The organism is Flavobacterium sp. 9AF, from assembly GCF_902506265.1.
Lineage (GTDB): Bacteria > Bacteroidota > Bacteroidia > Flavobacteriales > Flavobacteriaceae > Flavobacterium.
In genome coordinates this window covers 39892-62637 of the sequence record NZ_LR733556.1, presented here as the reverse complement: position 1 = coordinate 62637, position 22746 = coordinate 39892, and the positions used below count along the sequence as shown (strand labels likewise).

The following is a 22746-nucleotide window of genomic DNA, read 5'->3' as shown; positions in this document are numbered from 1 at the left end:
TTTTATTTTATATTTCTTCTATAATATTTTAGAACCTGATCTTGATTATAGATTTTCAAATGATATAGTAAATGAATTATCATGAAATGAAATTGAAGCTTCCAAGTTCCATTTTGTTTATATCGCCGTGATGATGTAGTGATATCCTTTTGAATCACTTTAAAGTTACTTTTTTCATACAATCTGTAAATCAATTCGTTATCTTCATAAACAGTGTACTTCTCATTAAAACCGCTTATTTCATCAAATAGCTCTTTTGTTACAAATAAAGATTGATCTCCTCCTCTAAAATATTTTACATTAAAACGAGTAAACCACTGCGATATTTTTAACAGTAAATGATTGGAATCGAATCTCATTCTAAAACAACCTGACAAATACTCTTTTGAAACGGCTTCTACAATTAATTGATCAAAATTTTTGGGTGGTAAGCTATCGCAATGCAAAAAATATAAGACTTTCCCCGTTGCAAAATTTGCTCCAAAGTTTAATTGCTTTGCTCTGCCTTTTTCTGAAATCAAAACTGTACAGTCTTTGTATTTGCTAAGTAATAACAAAGTATTATCTGTACTTCCACCATCTACAATTATAATTTCTTTTACATTGTCTTTTTGGCTATTAACACGTAAATGATTAATAGTTTTAATTATTTGCTCTTGTTCATTTAATACAGGTATAATGATTGAAATCATGATGATTTATTCATTCAAATTCCAGTTGTAATCTAGATAACGAATTTTAGCATTTTCGTTAATTTTAACTTCAGCATACTTATTTAAGTAATCTATTAAAGAATTATTTTTAGTCTTAAAATCTTTAGCAAACCAATTAAAGATTTCAGAAATTTTAATCTCATTAGCAGTGATTATATTTTTTGAACTGTCGTTAATAAATTTTTTCGCTGCCAATTCTAATTGGTTCTCTAGTGTTTTTGGCAAATAAGCTTCATTAATTAAGTTAGGACATGAAAAGGAAGCGCAATTGATAGCAAAATGAATTCTGGGTTCGTTCATTTTTCTTAAAATATCGTGTTCTATATAAGATAAGGAAACTTTTTTAGAACCTAATTTTATAAACTTATCATCCCAAGCATTATTAATATTTTTAATACTTTTTATAGGATAATTATCTACCACTTTTTTTAAAGTATATAAATTATAGGCATTAATATAATAAGCCAAAACTTCATTTCTAGACCATTTACTTGTAGGATAGTTTACTTCAAATTGTTTCACAACTTCATTCAAATCAGCTTTATTTGACTGTAATAGGTGGTAATTTACATTACCTTGTTTAGAAACATGTTTGTTTAACAACAAACCATAGTCTTTATAATCAAAATTTTGAGAAAAAATTTGGACAGAAAAGAAGACAAAAAATGCAATGTATTTTTTCATAACATTTGTAATAATTAATACTAATAAATTTTAATAATTATATTTTTTTAAAATTCTAATGGATATGCTTCCTGTTTTATAAAATCTTTAGGAAATTCTTCATCATTTTCAAAACCAAGTTCTATATCCTTTCCATCTCTAGGTATGTAATTACTTTTAAATAAATAATCCCATACACTTAGTGAGATTCCAAAATTAGCACCATACTTTCTTGGCATTTCTTTACTATGATGCCAAATATGCATTTTTGGGTTGTTAAGTATGTATTTTAAAGGTCCGTAATCCCAACCAATATTAGCATGATTAAGGTGACCAATAGTAATCGCAATAAAATGAACAATAAATACATCTTCAATTGTGAAACCACCTATGATAGCTAAAGGAATATATAATAAAGTTTTATAGACTACAGGTTCCATCCAATGGTATCGTAAATGAGCAGCAAACCCCATTTGTTTTACCGAATGATGTACCTTATGAAAATTCCAAAAGAAATCCACCCGATGTAGTAATCGATGTGTATTCCATTGAACAAAATCGGCTACAACAAAGAAAATTAATAACGCGACAGGCTTTGGCAAATGAGATAAATCAATCAGATGCAATGATTTCAAATCAAGTCCAAATAGCGCTAAAAAATCATTAAACAATTGTGCAGTTACATTATTCAATGCCATTAGAATGATGAGATTGAGAAGGAAAAAATTAAAAAACATATAAAAGGTATCCAACCAAAAATCCTTTCTAATTACAGGCTGATTTTTTCTCCAAGGAAATATCAATTCTAAAATAAAAACCAGCAAAGAAATTATAATTAGCCCATAGAAATAATTTTCTATATGCAAGGTTATCAATTCAGTTTTTAAATAATTAAAATAGTCTGAATAGGATTGAATTACAACTTCTTTGTACTTATTCATAATTTATAATTTTGTATAGACTCCAATATTAATAGTAGGTGCCAAAGGTGCATTATCAATTCCAAAAGCACCAAAGGCCGAAAGATTAGCTCCAAATTTACCTTCTACAAATTCATAATTCGCTTTCACACCCATAGCATTATAGGTTTGTCGGTCTAAATGAGAAAACCATTGAATAGCATCTTTTTCATATGCAGTTTCTTTAGCAATAGGATTTCTTGTATCTAAAACCAGCATTAAATGTCCTTTTGGTATAATATTATAACCTAATTCAATGCTAGCCTTTAAATAATCGGAATAATCATTATCCATATAACCATATCCTATTGTTCCAAAATAATACCATTTATTATGACTTGAACCAATGCTAAAATAAGGTAAAAAAGTATTTGCATTAATCCCTGTTGAACTTACGAATAAATTTTCGTCTTTTTTAATAGAATTAGCTGAAAACAAGACTCCAGAACTAATTTTCCAATTAGCATCTGAAAGCTTGTATTTTAACCCTAAGCTCACATTTCCAATTCCCGATAAACTTTGTGATATTCCAGCATTATCATAATTTGCTGTTTTATAAGGCAATATAAATTGTGCTTCTAACTTATTTGTGATACCAAATTCAGAATAAATTTGTACTGTTATGTCTGAATAATCGCCAATATTTTCCAATTTATTTCCATCAAATTGAACGGCATCATAACTTAAAGTAGTAATTCCTAACTGTAAATAGGCTTTACCTTTTTCTCTGGTCCACGGACTTTGTGCAAATATAAAGTGAAACCCAAATACACAAAGCAAAATTAAAATAGCTGTTTTTTTCATTTTATTGATTTTGAATTTGGTAAAATTAAGATACGATAAAAAAATAAAACGTTAGCTAGATTACATAACTTAAAAAACTTTAACAACAACCTCCTCCATTGTAATGGAAAGTACTTTCGCTTATGAAAATATCTTTTCTTCCTAAACCAGCTAATGCATTCGCTGTTTTATCACAAACTGCTAGGGGTTGATTTTTTAGCAATATATGTCCTTTTTGGTCATCAAAATAATCTTCATTACCATAATATATTGCTGCTTTCCCTGTAAATACACAGGGTCCATCAACTGGCATAGGATCTTTTATCGCACATACTTCAATACTTTCAATGTAAATTAATTCATCTGTAGGATAGTTTTCTGGGTCCAAGATACGATAAGGTCGTCTCCCTCTAATTTCAATAGTACCAAAACCTACATCAGTTAACGCTTTAATATAATCTTTAATAGGAATACTTCCGCTCAAACACAAGGCTCTCAAATGGTCATCATTACGAAGAGTTTCATTCATTTCTTGTTCGCAAGTAGGATCACTCATAACCAGCCTTCCATGAGGTTTTAGCACACGGTACATTTCTTGCAATGCTTTTTTTAAATCTTCTGTTTTAAAGATATTAAAAAGACAATTTTGGGCAGCAACATCAATACTTTCGTCTGCAATGGGTAAATCCAATGCATTACCTTTTTTTAATTCTACAAATTCACTTTTAAACCATTCGTTTTGTTCTTCTGCAATTTCAAAGTTTTTTCTAGAAGCTTCTAACATTTCATCCACCACATCTACGCCTATTACACCGCCCTTTTGACGAGAAAAATAAGCAAATTGTAACAATTCCATTCCTCCTCCAACACCTACATATAATACTTTTGGATTATTAATTAAATCTTGAGCAGAAATAGTACTTCCACATCCATAATTCATTTCCTGCATGATTTTTGGAATTTCTAGACCTGGGAATTTCCAAATAGGTGTTGTGGTACAACATAAACCAACATCAGGAGTTAAAGCTGCGTTTTTATACAAATCGTTTGTAGCGTCTAAATAATTTTTCATAGCTTAATTATTTTTTTTATTTTATTATTAGTAAGATAACTCCATACAAAAACAGCAATTGCAGCACCAAATGTAGGTGCTAATAAATAAATCCATAGTTGACTCATTTGATCAGCAACAAAAGCTGGCCCTAAAGACCTTGCTGGATTCATTGATGCACCACAAATAGGCCCGGCAAACATAGCTTCTAAACCTACTACTGATCCTATGGCAATACCTGCAAACATACCTTGCTCTTTTGAACCATGTGCCACGCTTAAAATGACTAACATTAATAAAAATGTAAGTATAAATTCTAGTATAAAAGATTGCATATTACTTCCAGTAGGAATAGTAGCTCCTAAAAAAACGTTTGATGGAAAAAGCAAATACAATAACCCACTAGCTGCAATTGCTCCTAAAAACTGACTAACAACATAGGGAAAGATTTCTCTTTTTTTAAATTTATTTGCGATTGAAAATGCTATCGTAACGGCAGGATTAAAATGAGCACCCGAAATACTTCCTAAAGCATATATCATTGCCATTACAATTAAACCAAATGTAATAGCTATGCCGGAATGAGAAATTGTTCCATTTGTTTCTTGATCGATAATTATAGCACCCGTTCCACAAAAAACAATGGCAAAAGTTCCAATAATTTCGGCAATATATCTTCTCATTTATGCTTTAATTAATTCTTTAAAAAGTGTTATCATTTTAGGCTCAGTCTCACCAGCAACAGCAATAATTTCAGGTATATTAACAGGTTTTAAATCGTCTGGATTACATTCATCAGTTAAAACTGAAACAGCCATAACAGGCAATTGTAAATGATTTGCCACAATTACTTCTGGAACTGTACTCATTCCTACTGCATCTGCACCAATTATCTTTAAATAACGATATTCAGCTCTCGTTTCTAATTGAGGCCCAACCACAGCTGCATAAACTCCTTTGTGTAACACGATGTTTTTTTCTTTGGCTATTGCCAACATCTTTTCGTTTAAAGCAGCATCATAAGGAGCACACATATCGGTAAAACGTTCTCCAAAGTCGGAAACAGTTGCAAACGCTAAAGGAGAACCTCCTTGCAAATTGATATGATCGTCTAAGAGCATTAAGTCTCCCTTTTTATAATTTAAATTAATTGCACCAGCTGCATTAGAAATTAACAAACTTGAAATACCTAATGCTTTCATTACTCGCACAGGAAACGTTACTTCTTGCAAATTATATCCTTCATACAAATGAAAGCGACCTTGCATTACTATTACTTTTTTGCCCTCTAAAGTTCCATATACTAATTTACCAGAATGAAACTCCACTGTACTCACAGGAAAATGTGGAATATCGCTATAATTAATTGCCACCTCAACTTGTAAATGAGTTACTAATTGGCCTAAACCAGTTCCTAAAACAATACCTATTTGAGGTTCTAAAAATCCTTTTTCTTTTAAAAAGGTGGTCGCAGTGTCTAAAATTGCTTGTGTCATTACTGTATATATTTTTTAAAAACTGGAATATCTTTGATATCCTCAAAAGTATCGATATCATTCTTTTCTTCCAGTAAATTGTATTTTAAATTTTTGATATTTTTTAAGGTGTCTTTTAAAACGGTATGGGTTCCCCATTCTTTATTTTTAAATATATTTTCTGGGATACTTTTTAATCCTAACAAATAATAACCTCCGTCTTCAGCTGGACCAATTACCACATCATTAATGTCTAAAGCTGTAAATGCTTTTTTCAAATCATTAGCTTCTAAAGTAATTAAATCGGAACCAATTATTACAATTTTTTGATAACCATCTTCAAATCCTTCTCGAAAAGCATTATACATTCGCACACCTAAATCTTTACCAAATTGCTCTTTTTTTTGAAACAAATGATTGTTCCACATGTCTTTAGTATTTATCGCATCAGAATACAAAACCCGTTTATCATAATCGGTTTCCAAAACAACTTTTCTAGTATGTTGAAGCAATTCAATATAAACTTGCAATGCTTTTTCTTGACCAATTGAAGCGGCTAAGCGCGTTTTAACTTTTCCAAACTCAGGATTTCGGGTAAATATTAATATTAGATTTTTATTCATTTTAAAATAAAATGGGTTTTCCTTGCATTTTTGTTTCTATTTCAGGTAAAATTTCAGTATTGTCCCAAATACCTGTTAAAATGGTTTTCGCGTATTCCTTTGGCAAACCATTTTGCAACATCAATGCATTTGTTAAACTATGGTTATAAGTCAGTGATTTATGTTCGAAAGTTACTAAATTATTCTTTTCCTCTAAAATAACATACCAAACAGTCGTATTTCCATCATTGGCTGGCATACCAATAACACCTGGATTTAGCCATAGCAAATTATTTTGTTCTTGATGAAAGGGCAAACCACAATGTCCTGCTACAATAATCTCACTCTGAGTTACATCAAAATTAGCTTGTTTCTTTTCCCAAGGAGTTGATTTAAAAATAAATTCTGAAGTATTAAAAAAAGAGCCATGCACCACAGTAATTCGTTTATTAGCAAAAGTAAAATGAATAAATTCGGGTAGCTTTTTAATAAATTCTAAAGAAGAATCCGTTAGTTTACTTTTTGCAAAAGGATACCAAAGTTGGGAAAATTGATCACAACGTGACCCTTGCGTAAAATCGCACCCACAATCCTCAGCATTTTCACTTAATTGAAGCTCTACATTACCCGCAATACTTTTAGCCTTCCAATGCTTAAAAAACTGAATGGTTTCTTCGGGTTGTGCACAATAACCAATGATATCACCTGTTACAATACAATTTTCAGGTGCAATATTCTCTATTTTTGCTACTTCGGCAATTGCTTCTAAAGCTTGAAGATTACTATAAACACCCCCAAAAAGCAATACTTTCCCTTTTAATACACCTAAGTTTTCTATTTTTTTATCCATTTTGGCAAACAATATAAAATGATACAAGTGATAATTCCCCAAACATTTACCCACAATAAATCAGCATACTTACCATTGGTAAACTGTAATTCATTGGGAAACCAATTAAAAACTAATAAAAAGCCAAACAACAAACCCGTAAGCACACTAAGATAGAAACTAATGCGTGGGACTTTCATGTTCCAAAACAAAAATACTGGAGTTAGTCCAATAATCATCGTACCTGAAATTGTCGTAGCCGATAAAATTTCGGCATTTAAAAAAACGGGAATGGTTCCTAAAACTGCCAATACAATCATTGAAAGTCTTCCAAAAGTGACCGTTTTGCCCCATTTTAAATCGATTACTATTAATTTCGAAAAAGAAGAGAAAGTAGAGTCGATTGTAGAAGCTGCAGAAGTAATCATAATAAAATTAATCACTACTAAAATGAGTACACCAAAAGCTTTTCCAACCGCAATGGCTGCATCACCACTCATTCCTTCAAATTTTGCATACACACCAATTGTACCAAATAAAACAATACACAAACCGCCTAAAAAACTTGCCCAAAGAAAACTTTTTCGGGTTACTTTTGGACTACTAATAAAAGCTCTATCAGTTAAAACTGGATCATGAAAAGGATAACTAAAAGACTGTAAAAGAGCTGCAAAAAAAAGATTCAATCCGAATTCGAAACTCCAAGTACTGGAATGAATTACTTTTGTAATGGTAAACGATTTTACGGAGAAAACATTCCATAAAATTATAAGTAGCAATATGGAAAATAAAACCATTTGAATGACATCTGTAAAAACAGAACTGCTTAATCCTCCTTTTAAGGAATACGCGAGTATCAAAAAGGTAAATACTAATATGGATATATAATATCCCCAACTTCCTTGTGTTCCAAAATAACTTCCAATGACCATAGTATTGCTCCATACTTCATTAAAAAGTCGAATGATTATTAAGATTGAAAATAACACCATAGCTTGTTTACCAAATTTATGTGTTAGAAATTCATGAATACTAACATAATTTCCTTTTGTACGCATTTGATAAATTATAATTCCTGCTACTGCAAACGACACATAATAACAGGCATAAGCTAAACCTCCTAAGATACCAAATTCTAAGCCTAGATTTGCTGCATTGGTAATGCTTTTAGCAAAAATCCAAGAAATGATTAAACTTCCTGTTAGAACAATAGCATTAGGTGCTTTTTTTTGTTGGATTGCTTTAAAAAATTCGTCGGTTGTTTTTGCTAATGGAGAAAGAAAAAAAAGCAGTAAACTAGAACCTATTAGTACTATCCATTGTCCGTAAATTAATTCCATTGCTTTTATTATTCATCCCACCAAACAGGAAAATTAATACTATTATCGTTTGTTGCATTCGCTGCCTGAATATAATTCTCTCTATTCAATGCTTCTTCTTCAGCAGGATAAGGCATTCGTACCGGCAAAAGATTATTATTTAAACTGGCAGCTATCGTTCTTAGTTCTGGGAAACCCGTCCTTCTATATTCGACCCAACCTTCATAACCGTTAATGATATTGGCTATCCATTTTTGTGTGATAATTTGTTGCATTGGAGTCGTTCCTGTGGCATCAAAAGCAGCGGGTCCAGTTAAATAATTTGTTGGTAAAGCGGTGTTCCAATATTCAAAAGCTAAAGTTACTCCGTTTTCGTATAAAATTTGAGCATCAGCAGTTATCAAACCTCTCTCCGCAGCTTCTGCCAAAGCAAATTGCACTTCCCAAGCGGTTAAAAAATTAGCATCGAGTGTAGCTGTATTTTCCCTAAATACGATTCCTGCTAAAGAATAATTGGATACGGCTACTGATGTATTAGAAGCATCTATTCCATTCAATAAACCATTGAATGCACCCGAATTTGAATTAGCAAAAGGACGAAATAATTTTTCAATTCGTGTATCGTTTAAATTGGTCAATATATCTTCCATTGTTTCCGACAACACAAAGTTGTTAAAATCACCCACTCTTAACTGAGCTAGTCTAAAACTATTTGGTGCCGTATTTGTAAAATTGAAAATAGCATTTTGAGAATTTGTTATCATATAATTGCCTTCATCAAATAACATTTGTAATTCTTGAGCTACATCTACTTTTGCTGAAATACGTAGTAAATATTTAATTTTTAAAGATTTTCCAAAACGAATCCATGATTCTAAATTTCCATTAAATAGAATGTCGCCTTGTAATGGTATGGCATCGGTATAACTTTCTAACTTTTCAATCCCTTTGTCTAAATTATCTAAAATACCTCCTGTATCTAAATAAATACTCTCTTGAGAATTATAAGCTGGAGTAACTTCCCCTTCGGTTCCATTAAAAGCATCAAAATAAGGTACGTCTCCAAATAAATCGGTTAAACCAGCAGCCATGTAAGCTTTTAAAATTAAAGCAGGGCCTTCATATACTTTTAAAGTATTATTTTGTCTTGATAGCTTTAAAATAATTTCATTATCTCTAAGATTTTTGTAAAAAACAGGCCAAGGATTACCTCCTAATTGAGGCGATTTTAAAGCATGTCGGTCGAAGAGATTAAAATCGAGAGCCGTTCGGTGTTGGGCTAATAAATCACCCGCCACAAAGCCTTCATAACTCATGTTTTCACCAAAATCGTAAATTACTTGACGTAATAGCAAATTCGGTTGTACAGAATTTGGTGCATTTGGGTTTGTGTTTATTTCTTCAAAATCTTTGGTACAACTTACAACTATAAAAAGTAAAGATAGAGGTACTATGTATTTTTTTATTTTCATTATAATTCTTTTTTTTAAAAGTTAAAACCAAGTTTAAATCCAATACTTCTAGTGGTTGCGTAACTCATATCTTCTACACCACTTACAAAACCATTCCCTTGAACAGCTAACTGTTCTGGATCAAAATGAGGATTTTCAGTAATTGCAAATAAATTATTACCAATTATTGACATACTTATTTGTCCTTCATCTTTTAATCCCATAAAGCCTTCTTTAACTTTAAAAGTATAACCGACTGAAAATTGTCTTAACTTAATAAATGACGCATCATAAATATTATTTTCTTCATGATTTCGGTCATAATATTGACGGTAATAACTTTCTGCAGAAACCGCAACTGTATTAGGTTGCCCTGAAGTAGTTACACCTTGAGCCACAATTCCTTCTGATGGCCTATACGCTGTTTCAGCTAATTGACCACCAACATTTCCTAATGCTTTTGTTCTTGAAACCAATTGACCTCCTTGTCTCCAATCAAAAAGAAAGCTTAGATTCCAATTTTTATAGTTTAAATTATTGGTCCAACCCAACGTAAAATCAGGATTATAATTACCTATTTTTTTTAAATTATTATCCGCAATATAACGTCCATTGTTATCTATAATAAATTGACCTTGCTCATTTTTTAGATAACCAGTACCATAAAAATCACCTATTCTTCCACCTTCTTCTACTTGAAACCAAACGGTTTGATTCGCACTATCATAAATTCTACTATAGGCAAGCGTTAGACGACCACTTTCTTGAGGTAAACTTTTAATAACCGAACGACTTTGAGCAAAATTAAAGATGGTATTCCACTTAAAATGTGTTGTTTTAATAGGAACCGCATTTAAAATAATTTCTACACCTTGTGTATTTACTTTTCCACCATTCACTACTTGTTGGTTGTATCCTGAAGAAATAGCGATGGGTAACGAAATAATTTGATCTTTAGTAGTAGCATTATAATAGGTAATGTCAAAATTGAGTCGGTCATTGAAAAAACGAATATCCGTACCCACTTCATAAGATGTGGTTTGCTCTGGTTTTAAATTTGCATTGGGAATAAAATTTTGATTACTAAAAGTCGGCTGACTGTTATAAGGGGTTTGTGATACAAATGCTCCTGAAGTTTGATACGGACTTGTATCATTTCCTACTTGAGCGACACTTGCTCTCAATTTTGCAAATGAAATAGGCTTCGGTAAATCGATTATATTAGAAATTACAAAACTAGAAGATAAAGAAGGATAAAAAAAGGAAGTCCCACTTACCGAAAAAGGAGTTGCCAAAGCGCTCGACCAATCATTTCTCCCTGTTATATCGAGATAGAGATAATCTTTGTAGCCTAATTTAACTAAGCCATATAAAGAATTAATTCTTTTTTTACTTTCATATTGAAAAATTTCAACTGGAGAAGCCGCGTTATTTAGATTAAAAATTCCCGGTTGCGCTAAATTAACAGTTTGCGATTGCTTCGTTTTAGCCAATTGATTCATTCGGTTTCCACCAAAAGAAAGATCAAAGGAAAAATCAGAAATTACATTAGAATAATTAAATAAAAAATCTGTATTTACTTCTCTATATTGAACATCATGCTCGGCATAACCTCCATTTTTAAAACGATTGCTGCTAAAGTTACGTATCATTTGTCTTGTTTCTGTACTAAAATCCATCCCTGTTCTAACCGTAACGCTTAATTTATCAATAATTTCTTGTTTGAATAAAAGGTTACCAAAAACACGATCTCTATCAAATGAATTTCGATTTTCTAATAAAGTAAAATACGGATTATCAAAATACGTATAATTGAAAGAATACTGTTGGATTCCTTCTAAACCAGGTTGCCAATATTGTTTCAAACTATTTATATCTAGAGATCTTGGTCCCCAACCCACCAATGCATAATTTACATTTTCACTACCATAACCATTAGAAGGTCTATTGTCACTACTAGAATGTACATAATTTATAGCAGAGGAAACAGTAGATTTATCAGAAGGATTAAAATTTAGCTTAACCGCAACGGTTTGACGGTCTAAATTTACACCTGGGATAATCGCTTCACTTCTTAAATCGGTAAAAGACAAGCGATAATTTCCTTTATCAAATCCATTCGATATAGCGATATTATTAATTGTTGTCGTTCCTGTTCTATAAAAATCTTTTAAGTTATTTGGATGCGAAATAAAAGGTGTAGGTGTAATGGATAAACCGTCATATAAAGAGGTATCACCACCACGAACAAAATTTCCATTTGGTAATTGAACCGGACTGTCAAATTGAGGAATTAACAAACCTTGATCTAATCTTGGCCCCCAAGAGTAGCTGATTAAATCATTAGTTCCTCCTCCTAATCCATCCACAAAAGCAAATTGCCCCGAATTTCCTTGTCCGTATTCATTTTGGAAATCCGGTAATTTGAAAGCCGAATCTACCATTAATGAAGAATTAAAACTTACACTAAACCCTTTCTTTTTATGGCCTTCTTTTGTTTTAATCACAATAACACCATTGGATGCTCTTGCTCCATATAAAGCAGCTGCGCTTGGCCCTTTTAAAACTGAAACCGATTCAATATCATCAGGATTAACTTCCATAGCTCCATTTCCATAATCTATTTCTTGAAAACCTGCTGCTGCTTCATTTGTAAAATTAAAAACCGTTTCATTATTTATTGGAATTCCATCTACAACAAACAAAGGATTATTATTTGAAAAAGATGCTTCCCCTCTAATGGTTATTTTAGAAGAAGACCCAACACCTGTTGGCCCTTGTGTAATGGTTACACCCGCTACTTTCCCAGCTAAATTATCTAAAAAATTGACCGTTTTAACTTCTTCTAAAGCTTCAGAATTAAGTGTTTGAACAGCATAACCCAACTCTTTTGATTCTCTTTTTAAGCCAAGAGCTGTAACGACTACTTCATTCAAAATTTCACTTTCTTCTTCCAATGCAACATCAATTTGAGTTTGATTCCCAACAACAATCCTTTTTGTTTTAAAACCCAAATAGGAAAAAGTTAGTTTCGCTGCAACAGAGGGAACTGTTAGGGTATAATTTCCTTCTTTATCTGAAGTAGTTCCTTCAGTTGATGAGGAAGTAATATTTACAAAAGGTAGAGCTGTTCCATCATTAGAACTGGTAACTTTTCCTTTAACTGTAATTTGTGAATAGCCAGCCCACGAAAATGTGAGTAGCAATAGAATATAAATTTGCTTCATTTAGGTTGTAGTATATAATTAATTGTAATCTGATTCTCAGAAAAATAAATTAGTATACTAATGGTGACCCTTTATTGAACTTATACGTTAAAAAAACAGAGGTCCTTTTTTCTTCAACATGGGTTATGATTTGATTCGCTTCAAAAACCAATTGGTTTAATAATTGGTTTAAAGCAGCATACACTTTTTTAAAGCTATTTACAAAATCAAAAATATCGTTATATGTATCTAAATCTGCTAATGTTTTCAAGTGTGTTACCGAACTGGACTGCAATTCTAAAAGGTTACATAAAGAATTACTTAAAGTTTGTTTTTGCCATGGAAGTTGCAACAATAATTCGGGTTGAAAATCTTCCTTTTTTATCCCTAAAAGATAAAACCCACCGTCTTTTGATTTCCCTATGACTGAATGATTTGCAAGTAGTTCCTCATGCGCTTTTAAGAGTTGTTTTGAAGTTAACTGAGGAGTGTCATTTCCAATAGTTATAACGGATTGGTAACCTAAATCGTAAACAGATTGAATCGCGTTTACAAATCGCTCTGCGAATGAATCACCAACTTGATTCTGCTCGGTAAATAAGAAGAAAGGCAATTGTGTGTTCTGAACCAATTGCAGGGTGCGTTTTTGTAAGGATTCAAAAACTGCTTTTGAATTTTGAAAAGTTTTTATTTTTGCTTCATATGCTGCCGAATGTGCAAAAATTAAAATAGCTGTTTTTGAATCTTTTATCATCCTCATTCCTTTAAACAACTACACCTTGACAGCTACTTCCTGCACCAGCCGTACATCCATAGCAATGTTGAGAAATAACTATATTTCTTTGAGTCAATTCCGTTTCATTAAAATCTGCAATGTGTTTTGATTTTGAAGCTACTTTTAAACCTAACATTTGATTGAAGTCGCAATCGTACAACCAACCATCCCAACTTACCGAAATAGTATTGGTACACATTACATTAGCCACCGCTGCAGGATTATATGCTTCTACTAAAGCATACATATAATCTTCATAATTATCAGAAGCAATTAGATAATCTAAAAAGCGAGAAATAGGTAAATTGGTAATCGCAAATAGATTATGAAAATCGATATTAAAATCTTCTTTCAAGGCTTTTTTAAAATCTTTTTCCATAGCACTTTGATCTGCAGGTAAAAAAGCTCCCGAAGGGTTGTAGACCAAATCGAGTTTTAGATTACTTCCTGGCATACCATAACCAACTGCATTTAACTCTTGTAACGCTTTTATTGATTTATCAAAAACTCCATCACCTCTTTGCACATCGGTTTTTCCTTTTGTCCAATGTGGCATAGAACTTACCACATGAATGTTGTGTTTTTTGAAAAATTCAGGCAAATCGTAATATTTTTTATTGGCTTTTATAATAGTTAGATTGGAACGCACTATAAAATCTTTAACACCTAGTTTGGATGCTTCTTCTACAAACCATCTAAAATGAGGGTTCATTTCTGGTGCACCTCCAGTTAGGTCAAGTGTATTTACCTCAGTTGTTTTTAGTACTTCTAAAATTTGAAGCATGGTTTCTTGGGTCATAATCTCTTTTCGATCAGGACCAGCATCCACATGGCAATGGGCACAAACCTGATTGCACATGTAGCCAACATTAATTTGCAGAATTTCAATTTTCTTGGGTTGTAAAGGAAATTGATTTGTTTTAGCAATCTGATCCGCAAAAGTGGGTAGAGAACCATCTTTAAAAATTCCATTAGAAAGCATCTCCAGTTGTTTTTCGGTTTTAGACAACGGACTTTCTTTGGCTTGAAGTGATTTCAACATAGTTTTTTGTTTATTCTAATTGTATAATCCAAACAAAAATAGACCAACATTTGCTAAAGAAATGTTAGCTATTTTACATATATACGAAAAAACTACATAGATAGTTTTTTATATTTATTCATCATTTGAACACCATGAACTAAAGCGGCACCACTTTTTATGGCAGCAGTTACATGAACTGCTTCCATCATTTCTTCTTTGGTAATCCCTCTTTTTAGACCGTCACCAGTGTAAGCATCAATACAATAGGGACATTGAACAGCATGAGAAACTGCTAACGCAATTAGTGATTTTTCTCTTGCAGATAGGCTACCTTCTTCAAAAACTTTTCCATAATATTCAAAAAAACTATTTCCTAATTCTTCACTCCATTCTACAATTTTTCCAAATTTTTTTAAATCAGCCGGATCGTAATATGTTTTTTCCATCGTTTATTTTTTATTTTGATTATATATTTTTATTCCTTTTAATAGATATTTACCCCATGTTTTTGAAAAAGCGTGGACCTCTTCTGTTACTTCCCCATTCCTATTTATAACTGTATAATTCTTGTTTTTCCATTCAAAAATACCTCCATATAAATTTTTAACATTGGTATACCCTAATTGAATTAATTTTTCACCAATATCTTCGCTTCGCACTCCAATGGAACAATACACCACTATAGAAGTTTGCTTATTGGGAATTGCTTTTAACAATAAATCTGTATCAAATTTTTGATAACCTACATGGATTGCATTTTCCAAATGACTAACGTTGAATTCTTCTAATTCTCTTGCATCTAAAAAAAGAATTGAATTGAGTTTCTTATTAGCTTCCTCGACAGTTATATAAGGAACAGAATTTTTATTGTATTGCTTAATTACTTCAGGTATGCTTTTTTGTGCAAATGCAAAAGTAAAAAACAATAAAAACAGGATAGAAATGCTTTTTTTCATTTTTAAATTATTTTGATTAAAAAACATCTATTTACTTTTAGCTCTTTTTATTTGACTTGTTTTTTTATTATTACGTAAATTAAAAGAAGATACCATTTTGTTCATTATGTTTTCATGTTCATCTTTTTTATCCAAAAGCGTCCAAGTCATTAATTGATAATATTTCTCATTTCCTTCTACATAAGCGACTTGATAATATATATCATAACCTTCAGATTTCCCGTCAAACATTATAAGTTTAGTTCTCATTCCATTAATGAGCGTATCTTTCTCTTTTTTGTGTTTCATTTCAACATTATTTTGCAAATTGGTTGATAACAATTTTACATAACCATCAAAATCCTTAGAAAACATATTTTCTATTCCATTTTCCATAAGTGCTTTATTAAACTCTTCTTTAGTTTCATCAATAACAATTATGTATAATTCTTTAAAGAGATTTTGAAATTGCAAGGAGGCATCTTCATTTAATTGACTACTTTTTGAAAGATAAGTGGGTAAATCGATTTTATAATCGTTTACATAAATAGTTTCTAATTTATCAGAAGATTCACAAGAAATAAGAATACAAAATAAAATTGAGAGTAGTATTTTTTTCATTTATTTATGCTTTATATACACAAAAGTATAGAAATAGAAATGAAAAGATACGGAAGTTTTTTTACTACAAAGCTATTTAAGCAGAAATTAATTAAATTGTTCCCTAAACATCATAGGAGTAAGTTGAGTTTTTGCCTTGAATAATTTATTAAAAGATTGAGAATGTTCAAAACCCAATTCATAAGCTATCTCACTAATAGAAAGAGAAGTAGTTGATAATCTTTCTTTCGCTTTTTCAATTAGCTTTTCATGAATATGTTGTTGTGTAGTTAACCCCGTAAGTGATTTTAGCAAACTACTTAAATATGTTGGTGAGATATGTAAAGAATCTGCAATATTTTGAACGGTAGGCAATCCCCAATTATTCGCATCAGTTAAGTATAATTCTATTAAGTGTTCTACTTGTGTTAATATCTCATGATTTTTGACATTGGTTGTAAGAAATTGACGTTGATAAAATCTATTTGAATAATTGAGCATTGTTTCAATTTGAGAAATAATAATATTTTGGCTAAATTGATCCAAGTTGTTATTATATTCTTGTTCTATGTTTGCAACTATATTTTGCAAAACAGCCTCCTCTTTTTCAGTCAAAAATAAGGCCTCATTAACAGCATAGTTAAAAAATTCGTATTTTTTTATCGTATTTGCCAATGAAGTGTTCCAAAGAAAATCGGGATGAATCATTAACATCCAACCGCTTTTAGGGCTTGCAATTTCGGCTATTGGTTCAATACCAAAGACTTGATTAGGTGCAATGAAAAACATTACACCATCATCAAATTCATAATTCCCCTGACCATATTTATATTTTGTTCCCACACTTCTTTTACAAGAAATATGATAAAAGTCGAAAACAAAATTTTTATAATTTACTTCTTTAGAGCATTCCACTTTGCTATAGTCAAAAAGACTAATTAGAGGATGCTGAGGAGCTGGCAACCCTTTCATTTTATGAAATTCTGCAATAGATTTTACACGATGTACATTAACCTCATTCATAACTCAAATTTACACAATTTTATACCATCATACCACCAGAAAGTTCGATGCGTTGGCCATTCATCCAACCTGCTTCAGGAGTACAAATAAAAGCCACAACACCACCTATATCTTCTGGTTCTCCTACACGACCTAAAGCTGTTATACTAGCGATTGCATTTCTTTTTCCTTCATCTGATTTATTAGAACCACCACCAAAATCAGTCGCAATTGCTCCTGGAGCTACACTATTAGCCGTGATTTTTCTGGGTCCTAATTCCTTTGCCAAACATTTAGTATACGTTTCAATAGCGCCTTTCATACTCGCATAAGCCGAAACATTAGGAAAAGAAACTCGGGTTAAACCAGAAGAAATATTTATAATTCTTCCACCATCATTTAAAGTAGGTAACAATTTTTGTGTTAAAAAATAAACCCCTTTAAAATGAATGTTCATCATGTAATCGAAGGCTTCTTCTGTTGTATTGGTTACCGAACCATACACTCCTGTACCCGCATTATTAATTAAAAAATCAAAATTAGGAGATCCTTCATGCTCTTGTAAATGTTGGCTCACTTTTTCCACAAAAGTATCAAAAGTATGTACCTTACTGGTATCGAGTGGATACGCAATCGCTTTTTGTCCTAAAGCCAATACCTCAGCAACCACTTTATCCGCTTCAATTGCATTTGTATGATACGTAAAAATGATGTTGTTTCCATTTTTAGCTAGGTTAAGAACCATGTCTCTACCTAATCCTCTACTACCTCCTGTAACTAGAGCAATTTTTGTTTTTGTTTCCATAAGCACTTCTGTTATTAACTATTTATGGTACAAATTTCAGAACTCTAACTGGAGTTTAAGTAGCCAAATCTTTGAATATTGTAGCTAAAATTATTCTTCCTCTAACCTTCTCATGGATCTATATTCTATTCCCCAATCTGCTATGGTTTCAGTAACTTTTTTTAATGACAATCCTATTTCAGTTAAAGAATATTCGACCCCTACTGGTTTCGTATCCAAAACTTTTCTTTCAATAAGCTTGTTCATCTCTAATTCTTTCAACTCTCTACTTAACATTTTCCCTGAAATTCCTTCCACTTCATTTAAAAGATCAGAATACCTTTTATTTCCGTAGCACAATGACGTAATAATCGATATTTTCCATTTCCCACCTATAATATAAATTACATCATGAACCGCTTTTATCTTGTGTAAACAAGTACCGTTTGTTGTTGCTTTTTCAATTGTTTCTTCCATCAGATGTTACTTTGTTACCTCTTTGTTACTATTACTTTTTGACACAAAGTTACTAAAAGTAACAAACATTCTATATTTTTGAAAAAAATAATCACTATACTATGAGTTTAATTAATGATTTACATTGGCGATATGCCACCAAAAAAATGACAGGCGAAAAAGTCTCTCAAGATAAAATAGAATATATTTTAGAAGCTGCGCGATTAGCACCTTCTTCATCAGGTTTACAACCCTATGAAATTTTTGTTATTAGTAACCCCACGCTTTTGGAAAAATTAAAACCCTATTCATTTAATCAAGAACAAATAACACAATGTTCCCATTTATTAATTTGGGCAGCTTGGGACAGTTACAGTTTAGAAAAGATTGAAAAAGAGTTCAACTATATTTTATCAGAAAGAGGTTTGCCATTAACACAAATGGATGATTATAAAAAACTTTTATGGGGTATGTATGAACCTTTAGGTGCAGAATGGCATGCGATTCATACCGCAAAACAAGCCTATATCTCTTTTTCCATGGCAATTGCTGCTGCTGCTGAGCAAAAAGTAGATGCAACTCCAATGGAAGGTTTTGACCCACAAGCTTACGATCAAATATTGGGAATGAAAGAAAAAGGTTTAAAAACAGCTGTTATTTTACCTATTGGATATAGAGATAGTGGTAATGATTGGAATGAAAACTTGAAAAAAGTAAGAAGACCCATAGGCCAACTAGTTACAGAAATAGAATAATTAAAAAAGCACATAAAGTGCTTTTTTAATTAAATTCCATTCTGAATTCTATAGGTGTTTTTCCTGATTTATTTTTAAAAAACCGACTAAACGATTGCGAATGTTCAAAGCCTAAATCAAAAGCGATTTCACTTATACTTAGCGCTGTAGTTGAAAGTTTTTCTTTTGCTTTTTCTACAATTTTATTCTGAATATGCTGTTGTGTATTTTGACCTGTTAAACTTTTAAGTAAATTTCCTAAGTAATTCGGTGAAATATTTAATTTATTTGCAATTTCATTTACGCTTGGCAAACCGTTTTGAATCAATCTATTTCCATCTAAATATTCAGATAACAAATCTTCAAATTGCCCTAAAATATGATGATTAGTTATCTTTCTTGTTATAAATTGACGTTGATAAAAACGTTCTGCATAATTTAATAAAACCTCTATTTGAGCTATTATTATATTCTGACTAAATTTATCTATCAACGAATGATACTCTAATTCTATATTTTGCATTACATTTATCAATACATTTTCTTCTTTTTCAGACAAAAACAAAGCTTCATTTACAGCATATCCAAAAAAATCATATCGTTTAATCTGCTTTGCCAATGGTGTATTCCATAAAAAATCTGGGTGAATTACTAGTAGCCAACCAGATGGCTTTATTTCTCGCTCAACAAACTCATATTGAATACGTTGACCCGATGCAATAAACGTTAATAAGCCTTCATTAAAATCATAAATTTGTTGTCCGTAAACAAACTTACCCGCTACATTTCGTTTTAATCCAATGGTATAAAAACCTTGAATCCAAACGACTTCTTTCTCTGCAAACTGATATTCCACTTTTGAATAATCAATCAAACTTATCAATGGATGCTCAGGCTTTGGCAAATTTGCAATAGTGTGAAATTCGCTAATTGTATTAATTCTATGTACTTTAAATTTTTCCATATTATCTAATAGCTAAAATACAAAATAAACAAACGCAAGATACCGACTCCTATCTTACGTTTGTTTTCTTTTTATTAATAGTCTGTTGAAATTGCCAATTTTTCGTTAGCATTTAATTCATTTGTTACAATTTCTATTTTTTGTTTTGCAAACAGATAAGAATCGGAACCTAAAAACAAATGCAAGGGCGGTTTTTCTTGTTTAGAAATAGCTATAAATGCATCAGCAGCTTTATCTGGATTTCCTGCTTGATTCCCTCTAATTTGATTTACATGAATCTCTTCTAATTTTCTAGCTTCAGTATAAACTCCAATAGGATCTTTTGGTAGTTTAAAAGAACCTTTGTCTAGAAAATTTGTCCTAAAATAGCCTGGATAAACAACAGTAGCATGTATTCCTAAACTTTCTACTTCAGCAGCTAAAGCTTCCGTTAAGCCTACTAAAGCATACTTTGTAGCACAATATACTCCAAAACTAGGAAAGTTACCCATAAAACCACCTACTGAAGAAACATTGATAATATGCCCTGCTTTATTTTCTCTTAAATAGGGCATCACTTTTCGGATTACATGTAAGGGTCCAAAAACATTAACATCAAAATTTTCTCTTGATTCTTCATCACTTAATTCTTCTAATGTACCCGCTTGACCATAGCCTGCATTATTGACTACTATATCAATTTTACCAAATTTTTCTACTGTAGCAGCTAATCCTTTGGTTACACTCTTTTCATTTATTAAATCTACTTCTAAAGGCAAAAAATTATTCCCAAAATAATTGACAGCTTTTTCCAAAGCCTCTTTATCTCTCGATGTTGCAGCTACATAATAATCATTTTCCAATAATTTTTTTACCAAGGCTAAACCTAAACCTTTCGAAGCACCAGTTACAAACCAAACTTTTTTCGCATTCATTTTTTTAATTTTTAAATTAATAAAGTAATGATGCAAATTTCTTAAGATCATTTTTTTTTGATGTAACTCAATCCAACTTTACTGTAACTTAATCAACACATTTTAAAAATTTTTATTTTTAATTTTTTAATAGAAATACCTGTTTGTATTTAATTGTTTTTCTATTTCCATAAGTAAAACTTAGACATAAATAGCATCAAGCAGAATTTGATAGGCAAATACAAGTTGCTATAAAGACTTGTAATAAATTCAAGCTCATTAATACACTTTCGCTATAAACACTGTATCTCTACAAAAAAAGGAAGACTGTTCACTCATATCATAGTCAATTTTAAAATCTAAAAAGATTGGAAAGATGTTTGATATTCTTTTTGTTTGATATTGTTTAGCAATGTTAGTGATAAAAACCTCAATTATAATCTATTTTCTAAAATTCCTCATTAATTAATTCCATATTAACCATTGCACCACAGATATTTCCAGAAGCAACTGCTGTGGCTACAGAACGCATCATCGAACTAGTATCGCCACATGTATATATACCAGAAACGGTTGTTTTTTGAAAACCATCTACTTTTAAATGTCCCATTTCAGTTATTTCACAGCCTAATTCAACAGGAATAGTACAATTTTGTTGGAAAGGTATAGCAGCATAAACGGCTTCAAAATCTTCTCGACTTCCATCGATAAAAACCAATTGGCTCAAATATCCTTTCACATGTATAACTTCTATAATTTCTTTATCTATAATTCTAATAGTATGATTTTCCAATTTTTGTAATTGTTCTTTGGTAAACAAATGTCTATCAGAAGTAATTAAAGTAATATCTTGAGTTAAATTATTAACCAAAGAAGCTAAATGGAATGCTCTTTCACCCTGTGCCAAAATAGCCGTTTTTTTACCTCTTACTTCATAACCATGACAATACGGGCAATGTACAACAGATATTCCCCAGCAATCTGAAAAACCTTTGATATCAGGAAATACATCTTTTATACCTGTGGCAAAAATTAGCTTTTTTGCGTAAAACACATCTGAATTATGGGTTAAAACACTAAAATAACTGTCCTTTTTTTCCCCTTTTACGGCGATACCTTCATAAAATGAAATCGTATTATATTGAAGCACTTGTTCTTTGGCTTTTGCAGTAATATTGGCCGGTTTCTCCCCATCTAGAGTGATGAAGTTATGAGAATGTGGAGTTTGCCGATTACAAGGCAATCCGCTATCAATAATTAACACTTTTCGCAGTGAACGTCCTAAAGCCATAGCTGCAGACAAGCCAGCGTAGCTTCCTCCTATAATTATTACATCAAATGCATTTTTATTTTTCATTAGTTGGGCATAAAAGTTAAAAGAAAATCAATCTAAATTAAATAATTCAAAATCGTATGGTTAATTTACAAATGTAAAAAAATTTATGAATTTAACGCAACTTAGTTGCGTTAAATTCAATATTTCTTTATTTATAATAAATCGAAAGAAGTACATTTTTGATATATAAAT

General features: G+C 31.3%; 24 protein-coding genes. 1 reads left to right on the top strand and 23 read right to left on the bottom strand.

Annotation, left to right across the window (positions count from 1 at the left end; all coding sequences use genetic code 11):
* Positions 1-2: 2 nt before the first annotated feature.
* From HALO113_RS00345 to HALO113_RS00250, 20 genes are all read right to left on the bottom strand, one after another.
* Positions 3-692: a TIGR04283 family arsenosugar biosynthesis glycosyltransferase gene (locus tag HALO113_RS00345; protein WP_159777123.1), complete on the bottom strand. Its 690-nt coding sequence runs from the start codon at positions 690-692 to the stop codon at positions 3-5.
* A gap of 6 nt (positions 693-698) precedes the next feature.
* The gene (locus HALO113_RS00340) at positions 699-1397 is read right to left on the bottom strand and encodes a DUF547 domain-containing protein (protein ID WP_159777122.1); all 699 of its coding nucleotides are present in this window, start codon (positions 1395-1397) and stop codon (positions 699-701) included.
* Between the two features lie 47 nt (positions 1398-1444).
* Positions 1445-2317, bottom strand: a complete 873-nt coding sequence (locus HALO113_RS00335; RefSeq protein ID WP_159777121.1) for a sterol desaturase family protein — start codon at positions 2315-2317, stop codon at positions 1445-1447.
* 3 nt (positions 2318-2320) lie between these two features.
* Positions 2321-3139, bottom strand: coding sequence for a hypothetical protein (locus tag HALO113_RS00330; RefSeq protein ID WP_159777120.1), 819 nt, complete (start codon positions 3137-3139; stop codon positions 2321-2323).
* Between the two features lie 79 nt (positions 3140-3218).
* Positions 3219-4190 (bottom strand): arsenosugar biosynthesis arsenite methyltransferase ArsM, encoded by a 972-nt coding sequence (gene arsM, locus HALO113_RS00325; protein WP_159777119.1) that lies wholly within the window; start codon positions 4188-4190, stop codon positions 3219-3221.
* A complete protein-coding gene (locus HALO113_RS00320) occupies positions 4187-4852 on the bottom strand; it encodes an MIP/aquaporin family protein (protein WP_159777118.1) in 666 nt (221 codons plus the stop codon). The genes arsM and HALO113_RS00320 overlap by 4 nt, the downstream gene beginning before the upstream one ends.
* Positions 4853-5665, bottom strand: a complete 813-nt coding sequence (locus HALO113_RS00315) for a purine-nucleoside phosphorylase (protein ID WP_159777117.1) — start codon at positions 5663-5665, stop codon at positions 4853-4855. It lies immediately after the preceding gene.
* On the bottom strand, positions 5665-6267 hold the full coding sequence (locus tag HALO113_RS00310; protein WP_159777116.1) for a TIGR04282 family arsenosugar biosynthesis glycosyltransferase: 603 nt from the start codon (positions 6265-6267) through the stop codon (positions 5665-5667). The genes HALO113_RS00315 and HALO113_RS00310 overlap by 1 nt, the downstream gene beginning before the upstream one ends.
* A gap of 1 nt (position 6268) precedes the next feature.
* Complete coding sequence (locus HALO113_RS00305) at positions 6269-7096, bottom strand: metallophosphoesterase (protein WP_159777115.1); 828 nt, start codon at positions 7094-7096, stop codon at positions 6269-6271.
* Positions 7081-8415 carry a sodium:solute symporter gene (locus HALO113_RS00300; RefSeq protein WP_159777114.1) on the bottom strand — a complete coding sequence of 445 codons (1335 nt, stop codon included), beginning with the start codon at positions 8413-8415 and terminating at the stop codon, positions 7081-7083. The genes HALO113_RS00305 and HALO113_RS00300 overlap by 16 nt, the downstream gene beginning before the upstream one ends.
* An 8-nt stretch (positions 8416-8423) precedes the next feature.
* Positions 8424-9866 (bottom strand): SusD/RagB family nutrient-binding outer membrane lipoprotein, encoded by a 1443-nt coding sequence (locus HALO113_RS00295; RefSeq protein ID WP_159777113.1) that lies wholly within the window; start codon positions 9864-9866, stop codon positions 8424-8426.
* A 14-nt stretch (positions 9867-9880) separates the two neighbouring features.
* A complete protein-coding gene (locus HALO113_RS00290) occupies positions 9881-13072 on the bottom strand; it encodes a SusC/RagA family TonB-linked outer membrane protein (RefSeq protein WP_159777112.1) in 3192 nt (1063 codons plus the stop codon).
* Between the two features lie 49 nt (positions 13073-13121).
* The gene (locus HALO113_RS00285; RefSeq protein WP_159777111.1) at positions 13122-13805 is read right to left on the bottom strand and encodes a DUF2064 domain-containing protein; all 684 of its coding nucleotides are present in this window, start codon (positions 13803-13805) and stop codon (positions 13122-13124) included.
* A gap of 10 nt (positions 13806-13815) precedes the next feature.
* A complete protein-coding gene (arsS, locus tag HALO113_RS00280) occupies positions 13816-14868 on the bottom strand; it encodes an arsenosugar biosynthesis radical SAM (seleno)protein ArsS (RefSeq protein WP_159777110.1) in 1053 nt (350 codons plus the stop codon).
* 92 nt (positions 14869-14960) lie between these two features.
* Complete coding sequence (locus tag HALO113_RS00275) at positions 14961-15296, bottom strand: arsenosugar biosynthesis-associated peroxidase-like protein (protein ID WP_130734070.1); 336 nt, start codon at positions 15294-15296, stop codon at positions 14961-14963.
* A 3-nt stretch (positions 15297-15299) separates the two neighbouring features.
* Positions 15300-15806 (bottom strand): rhodanese-like domain-containing protein, encoded by a 507-nt coding sequence (locus HALO113_RS00270; protein ID WP_159777109.1) that lies wholly within the window; start codon positions 15804-15806, stop codon positions 15300-15302.
* Between the two features lie 27 nt (positions 15807-15833).
* The gene (locus tag HALO113_RS00265) at positions 15834-16406 is read right to left on the bottom strand and encodes a hypothetical protein (protein ID WP_159777108.1); all 573 of its coding nucleotides are present in this window, start codon (positions 16404-16406) and stop codon (positions 15834-15836) included.
* Between the two features lie 87 nt (positions 16407-16493).
* On the bottom strand, positions 16494-17408 hold the full coding sequence (locus HALO113_RS00260; protein ID WP_159777107.1) for an AraC family transcriptional regulator: 915 nt from the start codon (positions 17406-17408) through the stop codon (positions 16494-16496).
* A 19-nt stretch (positions 17409-17427) separates the two neighbouring features.
* The gene (locus tag HALO113_RS00255; RefSeq protein WP_159777106.1) at positions 17428-18192 is read right to left on the bottom strand and encodes an SDR family oxidoreductase; all 765 of its coding nucleotides are present in this window, start codon (positions 18190-18192) and stop codon (positions 17428-17430) included.
* Between the two features lie 90 nt (positions 18193-18282).
* Positions 18283-18648: a helix-turn-helix domain-containing protein gene (locus tag HALO113_RS00250; RefSeq protein WP_159777105.1), complete on the bottom strand. Its 366-nt coding sequence runs from the start codon at positions 18646-18648 to the stop codon at positions 18283-18285.
* Between the two features lie 101 nt (positions 18649-18749).
* Between HALO113_RS00250 and HALO113_RS00245 the strand changes: the two genes are divergently transcribed.
* Positions 18750-19382, top strand: coding sequence for an NAD(P)H-dependent oxidoreductase (locus tag HALO113_RS00245; protein ID WP_159777104.1), 633 nt, complete (start codon positions 18750-18752; stop codon positions 19380-19382).
* Between the two features lie 25 nt (positions 19383-19407).
* On the opposite strand, the gene HALO113_RS00240 is transcribed toward HALO113_RS00245, so the two are convergent.
* The 3 genes from HALO113_RS00240 to HALO113_RS00230 form a co-directional block, all read right to left on the bottom strand.
* Positions 19408-20325, bottom strand: coding sequence for an AraC family transcriptional regulator (locus HALO113_RS00240; protein ID WP_159777103.1), 918 nt, complete (start codon positions 20323-20325; stop codon positions 19408-19410).
* Positions 20326-20399: 74 nt separating this feature from the next.
* Positions 20400-21239 carry an SDR family oxidoreductase gene (locus tag HALO113_RS00235; protein WP_159777102.1) on the bottom strand — a complete coding sequence of 280 codons (840 nt, stop codon included), beginning with the start codon at positions 21237-21239 and terminating at the stop codon, positions 20400-20402.
* 427 nt (positions 21240-21666) lie between these two features.
* A complete protein-coding gene (locus HALO113_RS00230) occupies positions 21667-22575 on the bottom strand; it encodes an NAD(P)/FAD-dependent oxidoreductase (protein ID WP_159777101.1) in 909 nt (302 codons plus the stop codon).
* Positions 22576-22746: the final 171 nt, after the last annotated feature.

What these genes read in the sequence shown, in the direction of transcription:
- HALO113_RS00300 (WP_159777114.1), bottom strand. Translation starts at nt 8,415, where the DNA reads ATGGAATTAATTTACGGACAATGGATAGTACTAATAGGTTCTAGTTTA.
- HALO113_RS00230 (WP_159777101.1), bottom strand. Translation starts at nt 22,575, where the DNA reads ATGAAAAATAAAAATGCATTTGATGTAATAATTATAGGAGGAAGCTAC.
- HALO113_RS00340 (WP_159777122.1), bottom strand. Translation starts at nt 1,397, where the DNA reads ATGAAAAAATACATTGCATTTTTTGTCTTCTTTTCTGTCCAAATTTTT.
- HALO113_RS00265 (WP_159777108.1), bottom strand. Translation starts at nt 16,406, where the DNA reads ATGAAAAAAATACTACTCTCAATTTTATTTTGTATTCTTATTTCTTGT.
- HALO113_RS00275 (WP_130734070.1), bottom strand. Translation starts at nt 15,296, where the DNA reads ATGGAAAAAACATATTACGATCCGGCTGATTTAAAAAAATTTGGAAAA.
- HALO113_RS00330 (WP_159777120.1), bottom strand. Translation starts at nt 3,139, where the DNA reads ATGAAAAAAACAGCTATTTTAATTTTGCTTTGTGTATTTGGGTTTCAC.
- HALO113_RS00315 (WP_159777117.1), bottom strand. Translation starts at nt 5,665, where the DNA reads ATGACACAAGCAATTTTAGACACTGCGACCACCTTTTTAAAAGAAAAA.
- arsM (WP_159777119.1), bottom strand. Translation starts at nt 4,190, where the DNA reads ATGAAAAATTATTTAGACGCTACAAACGATTTGTATAAAAACGCAGCT.
- HALO113_RS00255 (WP_159777106.1), bottom strand. Translation starts at nt 18,192, where the DNA reads ATGGAAACAAAAACAAAAATTGCTCTAGTTACAGGAGGTAGTAGAGGA.
- HALO113_RS00305 (WP_159777115.1), bottom strand. Translation starts at nt 7,096, where the DNA reads ATGGATAAAAAAATAGAAAACTTAGGTGTATTAAAAGGGAAAGTATTG.
- HALO113_RS00285 (WP_159777111.1), bottom strand. Translation starts at nt 13,805, where the DNA reads ATGATAAAAGATTCAAAAACAGCTATTTTAATTTTTGCACATTCGGCA.
- HALO113_RS00345 (WP_159777123.1), bottom strand. Translation starts at nt 692, where the DNA reads ATGATTTCAATCATTATACCTGTATTAAATGAACAAGAGCAAATAATT.
- HALO113_RS00320 (WP_159777118.1), bottom strand. Translation starts at nt 4,852, where the DNA reads ATGAGAAGATATATTGCCGAAATTATTGGAACTTTTGCCATTGTTTTT.
- arsS (WP_159777110.1), bottom strand. Translation starts at nt 14,868, where the DNA reads ATGTTGAAATCACTTCAAGCCAAAGAAAGTCCGTTGTCTAAAACCGAA.
- HALO113_RS00250 (WP_159777105.1), bottom strand. Translation starts at nt 18,648, where the DNA reads ATGGAAGAAACAATTGAAAAAGCAACAACAAACGGTACTTGTTTACAC.
- HALO113_RS00240 (WP_159777103.1), bottom strand. Translation starts at nt 20,325, where the DNA reads ATGGAAAAATTTAAAGTACATAGAATTAATACAATTAGCGAATTTCAC.
- HALO113_RS00310 (WP_159777116.1), bottom strand. Translation starts at nt 6,267, where the DNA reads ATGAATAAAAATCTAATATTAATATTTACCCGAAATCCTGAGTTTGGA.
- HALO113_RS00260 (WP_159777107.1), bottom strand. Translation starts at nt 17,408, where the DNA reads ATGAATGAGGTTAATGTACATCGTGTAAAATCTATTGCAGAATTTCAT.
- HALO113_RS00235 (WP_159777102.1), bottom strand. Translation starts at nt 21,239, where the DNA reads ATGAATGCGAAAAAAGTTTGGTTTGTAACTGGTGCTTCGAAAGGTTTA.
- HALO113_RS00245 (WP_159777104.1), top strand. Translation starts at nt 18,750, where the DNA reads ATGAGTTTAATTAATGATTTACATTGGCGATATGCCACCAAAAAAATG.
- HALO113_RS00295 (WP_159777113.1), bottom strand. Translation starts at nt 9,866, where the DNA reads ATGAAAATAAAAAAATACATAGTACCTCTATCTTTACTTTTTATAGTT.
- HALO113_RS00290 (WP_159777112.1), bottom strand. Translation starts at nt 13,072, where the DNA reads ATGAAGCAAATTTATATTCTATTGCTACTCACATTTTCGTGGGCTGGC.
- HALO113_RS00270 (WP_159777109.1), bottom strand. Translation starts at nt 15,806, where the DNA reads ATGAAAAAAAGCATTTCTATCCTGTTTTTATTGTTTTTTACTTTTGCA.
- HALO113_RS00335 (WP_159777121.1), bottom strand. Translation starts at nt 2,317, where the DNA reads ATGAATAAGTACAAAGAAGTTGTAATTCAATCCTATTCAGACTATTTT.